This is a genomic window from Tenacibaculum ovolyticum DSM 18103 (genome assembly GCF_000430545.1).
Taxonomy (GTDB): Bacteria; Bacteroidota; Bacteroidia; order Flavobacteriales; family Flavobacteriaceae; genus Polaribacter; species Polaribacter ovolyticus.
Map to the genome: position 1 here is coordinate 1,028,375 of NZ_KE387163.1, position 7,724 is coordinate 1,036,098.

Genomic DNA, 7,724 nt, shown 5'->3' on the forward strand with positions numbered 1-7,724 from the left:
GCTTCGTGCCTCGCATTGACAATAAAACATAAAGAATATGAAACTTTGGGATAAAGGATTAACCATAGACAAAAAAATAGAACAATTTACAGTAGGGAACGATAGAGAGATTGACATGCATATCGCAAAATACGATGTGCAAGCATCTTTAGCACATGCAAAAATGTTGCATAAAATTGAAATAATCAATTCAGATGAATTACAAAAATTAGAAGAAGGTCTTGATGAAATGAAACATCAAATCGAAAATAACACGTTTGTAATTGAAAATAACTTTGAAGATATACACTCTAAAATTGAATTTGAGTTAACTAAAAAGTATGGAGATGTTGGAAAGAAAATTCACACTGCTCGTTCTAGAAACGACCAAGTTTTAGTTGCCTTACATTTATATTACAAACAGAACATAGCTGACGTAATTAAACAAACGAATACTTTATTCGAAACTCTTTTAGGTTTGTCAGAAACATATAAAGACAATTTATTACCTGGCTATACACATTTACAAGTAGCAATGCCCTCTTCTTTTGGCTTGTGGTTTTCTGCCTATGCCGAAGTATTAATAGACGATATATATTTGTTAGAAGCCGCTTTTAAGGTAGTAGATCAAAACCCTTTGGGCTCTGCTGCTGGTTACGGAAGTTCTTTTCCGATTAATAGAGCTTTCACAACACAAGAGTTGAATTTTTCTACGTTAAAATACAATGTTGTTGCTGCACAAATGAGCAGAGGTAAAAGTGAACGAACAATTGCAGCAGCTTTGGGCGGATTATGTAACACCTTAGCTCGTTTTTCGATGGATATTTGCTTGTATATGAGTCAAAATTTTGGTTTCATTTCCTTTCCTGATGAGTTAACCACAGGAAGTAGTATTATGCCTCATAAAAAGAATCCGGATGTATTTGAATTGATTAGAGGTAAATGTAATAAAATACAGGCATTGCAAACTGAAATGATTTTAATTACTAATAATTTACCGAGTGGTTATCATAGAGATTTTCAATTATTAAAAGAAAATATGATTGCTGCTTTTGAAGAAGTTAAAAATATTTTAGAAATTTTTAATTTTTCAATCAAACAAATTATTGTCAAAGAAGTAAATCCAAATGATGAAAAATACAAATTTTTATTTACGGTTGATAATATGAATACATTAGTAGAAAACGGAATGACTTACAGAGATGCTTATAAGGATATTGGTGCTAAAGTTGAAAATGGAACATACAAACCAGATACTTCAAAGAAGCATTCTCATATTGGAAGTATCCATAATTTAAGTTTAGATAAAATTCGAGAGAAACTCCCAAATTAAAAGAAAAAAAACTAGGATTAAATTATATAATTTAATCCTAGTTTTTAAAATATGAAAGTTTATAAAATAATATGTGCCTCTTTTATTAAACAACATATTTGACTTGAATTAGTTTTCATAAATTATTTTCTTTTTATCACACTTTTCTTCTTCTCCAATAATACATTTTTCAGTTGCACTATTACCCTTTCTTCTCTTCTTAAAGTTTTTTCTTAAAAAGAGTAAAAAATTATTTCTCTTACTTAATTTCCTTTGTGCTTTTATTTCAGCTTGTTGTCTTATTTTAATACTCTTTTCACCTCCTACAATATAAAAATAAGATCTTCTATTTTTTTGATGTTCTTCTTCTGTACATTTATTTTTATTCGCGTTGGTACAATTATTAAGTAATCGATCTTCTCCGTACCCTACAGCTTCTTTAATTCTCTTTTTAGAAATACCTCTTAACAATATGTAGTCTCTAGTTGCTTTTGCTCTCTTATCAGATAACATTCTATTGTAATCACTACGCCCTCTACTATCAGTATGAGATTCTATTCTAATAACTATCTCGGGGTGATTAGTCATTACAGTAACAATATTCTCTAATTCATATTCAGCATCAGCTCTAATAATTGATTTATTAAAATCGAAATATATAGGATTAATAACAATTTGATTCCCAATAATTAAAGGTATTAATTCTAAATCTGCTTTAGCAATCTCACCTTTAATAACATTAACCTTCTTTTTACTAGTTGATTTATGATCTAGCTTACTTGCAAAAACAGTATATGTATTATCGCATAAAACTTCTGTAAATAAATACTTTCCGTTGCTGTCTGATATTGCTTCTTTTTGAATTTCTCCTTTGCTATTAAATAGCTTTACAAGTGCTCCGTCAATTGGTTTGTTTGTTTTTGTAGCGCTAACAATTCCTTCGATTGATTGAGTACATATCTTTCGTTCTGTATATAAATAAAAACTATAAATATCATCATCTCCTTTTCCATTTTTTCTATTTGAAGAAAAGAAACCTTTTTTACCTTCTTCATTTATATAAAATGAAAAATCATCTCTTTTACTATTAAAGGGATGCCCCATATTTTTAGGGGTTGAGAATATTGAATCTTTTTTTATTTTTGATTTAAAAATATCTAAAAGCCCTAATCCTAAATGCCCATTTGATGAGAAATATAAAGTACTATCAGCCCCTATGAACGGAAACATTTCTTTATCTGAAGTATTTATTGTTTTCCCTAAATTTACAGGAATTCCATAATTATTACCCTCTTCAATAGAAACTTTATAAATATCTGTACTTCCAAAACCACCTGGCATGTTAGATACAAAATATAATGTTTTTTCATCTAAACTTAAAGCTGGATGGCCTACAGAGTATTCATCGTTATTAAATGGTAATTCTGTAATATTAACCCAATAACCATTTACAAAACTTGCTTTATAAATTTTTAAATTTGATGTATTTTTTTTATCTCTTCTTGCTTTTTTTCCACTTACATTGTTTCGTGTAAAATAAATAGTTTTTCCATCTTTTGTAAAAACAGGTGTAGATTCATGAAATTCTGAAGTAATAGGTGTTTCTATTAAACGATGGTTAACCAAAGTTAAAATAGTATCTTTTTCATTTCCTTCTAAACTTTTAATTTCTTCATCTGCTTTATAAATATTTAAAAAAGGTTGATTATTCCATTTATAAATACGTTCTTTTTTTACTCCCTTTGGAACTGCTGAAGTATAATAAGTCTTTCCATTTAATATAAACCCTCCAAAATCAGAATACTCTGTATTAATTGCTAAATTTCTAACGCCAATACGTGCCTTATTATTCGAATAATCTGATAAATAATTTTCTCTTTTTAATTCTTCTTTTCTATTATTTTTATCCGAAGAACTTAATTGTAGAAAAATAGAATCTGATTTTTTATATTTACCATTACTCCTTAATACTTGAGCATATTTAAATAAATGTTTATCTTCTAAATCTTTTTTATACTTAAATAATAACTCTTTGTACCAAAACTCCGCTTCTTCTGTATCAGCATTATTATAATACGATTCGGCTAAACGGCTTAAAATATGTTTAGAACTATCACCTTTTTTTTCTATTAAAGCTTTGTATAACTTAGCTGATTGTAAGTATGAAAATTCTTCAAAATATCGATCTGCAACCTTCTGTTTTTGCCCGTAACTTTTTACTGTTATTACTAATAACATTAGTAATATCACCTTTTTAAAATTCATTGAATGTATTTTTTTTAGAAAAATCTAGGGGACCTATATTTTATATCTCTTAAGAGTTGATATTGTAACATAATTTCATGTGTTCCTGTATTTGTTACATTATAATTAGAGGTTGTTAAGTCATATGAATAACCTATAAGTAATTCATCAGATACTTGAAAACCTAAAAGAGCACTTATAGAGTCATCCCATCTCCAACCTAAACCTACTCTAAACTTTTCATTAAATAATAAATTTGCAGATACATCTAATGATAAAGGTGCTCCAGATACTGCCTTTAGTAAAGCGGCTGGTTTAAATTTTAAATCTTCATTTATATCATATACATAACCTGCTATTAAAAAAAAGTGCATTCTCTCAACCGCTGTTATTTGCTTAGTTGATAAATCTTCATCATAATGTTCTTTTCTTAAAATATTTGGGACTGATAATCCAACATACCATTGTGGTTCATGGTAGTAAATTCCGGCACCTATTGTTGGTAAAAACTTATTAATATTCTCTCCAAAAGCTAGTTCATCTTGGTTTGCTTTTCCTTTAGACCAATCAATATTTAACAATCTACCTCCTAAACGTAAACCAAAAGCCAAGTTACCTTCTTCACCTGTTTCAATAGTATATGATAAATTAGCATCTAAATAAATTTCTCTAGATGGCCCTATTTCATCATTCATTAAGTTAATACCTAGCCCCAAACCTGAATAGCCCAAAGGAGTATCATAACTTAAATTTTGAGTATTTGGTGCACCATCAAAACCAACCCATTGCATTCTACCTATCGCTGTAATAACAGGATTACCTCTAGAACCTGCGTATGCAGGGTTAACGCTTGTTGTATTATACATGTACTGCGTATATTGTGGATCTTGCTGTGCTTGTATTGTACTAATAACACCAAATACACATATCGAAATTAATTTTAAAACTAGTTTCATTTTATATAAACTTTTAGACATCAATTTATTCTACTGTAATATTACTAAATTTTTATCTATTAATGTAAATCCATCCTTTTCTTATTGCTGTTCCATTACCTAAATCAAGTATATAGAAATATGTACCTACTGGTAACTCATCATCTACATTAAAATTAGCACGTCCATTAGAAATACCTTTAAATACCTTATCCTCGTTATTATATCCACTAATTTTAAATACAGTATTACCCCAACGATTAAATATTTCTACTTTATTATTTTTAAATTTTTCAATACAGTCAATTTTTAATTCATCATTAATACCATCTCCATTTGGTGTAAACTCATTATAAACAACTACACAAGTATCTAAACTATTTACATTATTTACTGTTAAATAAACAGTTGCTTGGTCACAAACTGGTACAATAGCGTTATCACAAATCTCATATACAAAACTATCTGGTCCTACATAACCTGTATTTGGTGTATATGTAAATGTTCCATCTGCATTAATCGTTACAACTCCATTAGTAGGATCTGTTATTGCTGTTGTATTTATTATTTGATCATCCCCTTCTGGATCTGTATCATTCAATAATAAATCACCTCCTATAACTGTATTTATGTTTCCGTTAAACACATCGTCATTTGCATAAGTATCGTTTACCCCATTATCCGCATTTACATTTATAGTTACAATAGCTGTATCACATAATGATGGGGTTCCATTATCACAAATTTCATATTCAAATGTATCTACTCCTATAAAACCAGGAGTTGGTGTATAAATATACGTTCCATCTGCATTAATTATTACTGTTCCGTTTGTTGGATTCGTAACAGGTGTAGTATTAATAGTAATTAAATCTCCATTTAAATCAAAATCATTTGCTATTAAATTTCCATTTACAGGAATATCTGCTTCTGTTGTTCCTGTATCATTATTAGCTACTGGCGCGTCATTTTCTTCTGTCCCTATTACTGGTAACACAGTTATTGTTACTGTAGCAGTATCACATGCTTGTGGTGTACCATCATCACATATTGTATATGTAAAGCTATCGTTTCCTACAAAGTCTTTAGCTGGTGTATATACATAACTACCGTCTGCATTAATTATTAATACTCCATTTGTTGGGTTTGTATTTGATGTTACCGTTTGACCATCTCCTTCTTTGTCTTCATCATTCGTTAACACATTCCCGCTTACTTCAGCACCTGCATAAGTTGTTACAATATCAGCTACTGCTTCAGTCGTATTTATATTATTTACTGTTAAATAAACAGTTGCTTGATCACAAACTGGCACTGCTCCATTATCACAAATCTCATAAACAAAACTATCTGGTCCTGCATAATCAGTATTTGGTGTGTATGTAAATGTTCCATCTGCATTAATCGTTACAACCCCATTTGTAGTACCTATTACTGGTGTTATATTTATTATTTGATCATTTCCTTCTGGATCTGTATCATTCAATAATAAATCACCTCCTATAACTGTGTTTATGTTTCCATTAAACGCATCATCATTTGCATAAGTATCGTTTAATCCATTATTTGAATTCACATTTATAGTTACAACTGCTGTATCACATAATGATGGGGTTCCATTATCACAAATTTCATATTCAAATGTATCTACTCCTATAAAACCTGAAGTTGGTGTATAAGTATACGTTCCATCTGCATTAATTATTACTGTTCCGTTTGTTGGATTCGTAACTGGTATAGTATTAATAGTAATTAAATTTCCATTTAAATCAAAATCATTTGCTGTTAAATTTCCATTTACAGGAGTATTTACTTCTGTTGTTCCTGTATCATTATTTGCTACCGGCGCATCATTTACTGCTGGATCTGTTACTGGTAATACTGTGATTGTTACTGTAGTTGTATCACATGCTTGTGGTGTTCCATCATCGCATACTGTATATGTAAAGCTATCATTTCCTACAAAGTCTTTAAAAGGCACGTATATATAACTACCGTCTGCTTTAACTGTTACTACTCCGTTTGTTGGATCTGTATTTGATGTTACTGTTTGAGTATCTTCCTCTTTATCTTCATCATTCGTTAACACATTTCCATTTACTACCGCATCCATATAAGTTATTACAATATCTGCTACTGCTTCAGTCGTGTTTGTATCATTCACTGTTAAGTAAACAGTTGCTTGATCACAAACCGGCACTGCTGCATTATCACAAATTTCATATACAAAACTATCTGGCCCTACATAATCTGTATTTGGTGTATAAGTAAATGTTCCATCTGCATTAATCGTTACAACTCCATTAGTAGGGCCTGCTATTGCTGTTGTATTTATTATTTGATCATCTCCTTCTGGGTCTGTATCATTCAATAATAAATCACCTCCTATAACTGTGTTTATATTTCCATTAAACGCATCATCATTTGCATAGGTATCATTTAATCCATTATCTGCATTTACATTTATAGTTACAACTGCTGTATCACATAATGATGGAGTTCCATTATCACAAATTTCATACTCAAAAGTATCTACACCTATAAAACCTGAAGTTGGTGTATAAACATACGTTCCATCTACGTTAATTACTACTGTCCCGTTTGTTGGATTCGTCACTGGTGTAGTATTGATAGTGATTAAATCTCCATTTGAATCAAAGTCATTTGACGTTAAATTTCCATTTACCGGAGTATCTACTTCTGTTGTTCCTGTATCATTATTAGCTACTGGCGCATCATTTACTGTTGGATCTGTTACTGGTAATACTGTAATTGTTACCGTAGCTGTATCACATGCTTGCGGTGTTCCATTATCACATATTGTGTACGTGAAACTATCTTCCCCTGTAAACCCTGGATTTGGTGTATACGTATAATCCCCTGTTGAACTGATAATTAACATTCCATTACTTGGATCTGTATTTGATGTTATTAATTGGCTATCCCCCTCAATATCTTCATCATTTGTTAACACATTTCCATTTACCGCTATATCTGTATAAGTTGTTATAATATCAGCTATTGCATTAGTACAATTCTGATTATTAATTATAATAGTTGAACTTATTAATGATGTACAGCCTGAACCATTAGTATCTTTTACTGTAAATGTATAGGTTGTTCCCGCCAATGCCGTTACCAATCCTGTACCTGAAATATTCGTTGCAGTTATTGATGGTGTAAAACTATAAGTATCTCCTGCATCATACCCTACTATTTGAAAGCTCCCCGTTGCAACTGAACATGTCGGTTGG

At 30.3% G+C, this 7,724-nt stretch carries 4 protein-coding genes; 1 reads left to right on the forward strand and 3 read right to left on the reverse strand.

From position 1 onward, the window contains the following. Positions 1-37 precede the first annotated feature (37 nt). Positions 38-1,312, forward strand: coding sequence for an argininosuccinate lyase (gene argH, locus H518_RS0114720; RefSeq protein WP_028889781.1), 1,275 nt, complete (start codon positions 38-40; stop codon positions 1,310-1,312). Between the two features lie 108 nt (positions 1,313-1,420). Here the strand turns inward: argH and H518_RS19970 are convergent, their stop codons facing one another. The 3 genes from H518_RS19970 to H518_RS0114735 all read right to left on the reverse strand — a co-directional run. Next, complete coding sequence (locus H518_RS19970; protein ID WP_051263790.1) at positions 1,421-3,556, reverse strand: OmpA family protein; 2,136 nt, start codon at positions 3,554-3,556, stop codon at positions 1,421-1,423. Between the two features lie 14 nt (positions 3,557-3,570). Next, a complete protein-coding gene (locus tag H518_RS0114730; protein WP_028889782.1) occupies positions 3,571-4,491 on the reverse strand; it encodes a PorP/SprF family type IX secretion system membrane protein in 921 nt (306 codons plus the stop codon). Positions 4,492-4,543: 52 nt separating this feature from the next. Beyond that, positions 4,544-7,724 (reverse strand): Ig-like domain-containing protein (locus H518_RS0114735; RefSeq protein WP_028889783.1); only part of this gene is annotated, 3,181 nt, incomplete at its 5' end.

What these genes read in the sequence shown, in the direction of transcription:
- argH (WP_028889781.1), top strand. Translation starts at nt 38, where the DNA reads ATGAAACTTTGGGATAAAGGATTAACCATAGACAAAAAAATAGAACAA.
- H518_RS19970 (WP_051263790.1), bottom strand. Translation starts at nt 3,556, where the DNA reads ATGAATTTTAAAAAGGTGATATTACTAATGTTATTAGTAATAACAGTA.
- H518_RS0114730 (WP_028889782.1), bottom strand. Translation starts at nt 4,491, where the DNA reads ATGAAACTAGTTTTAAAATTAATTTCGATATGTGTATTTGGTGTTATT.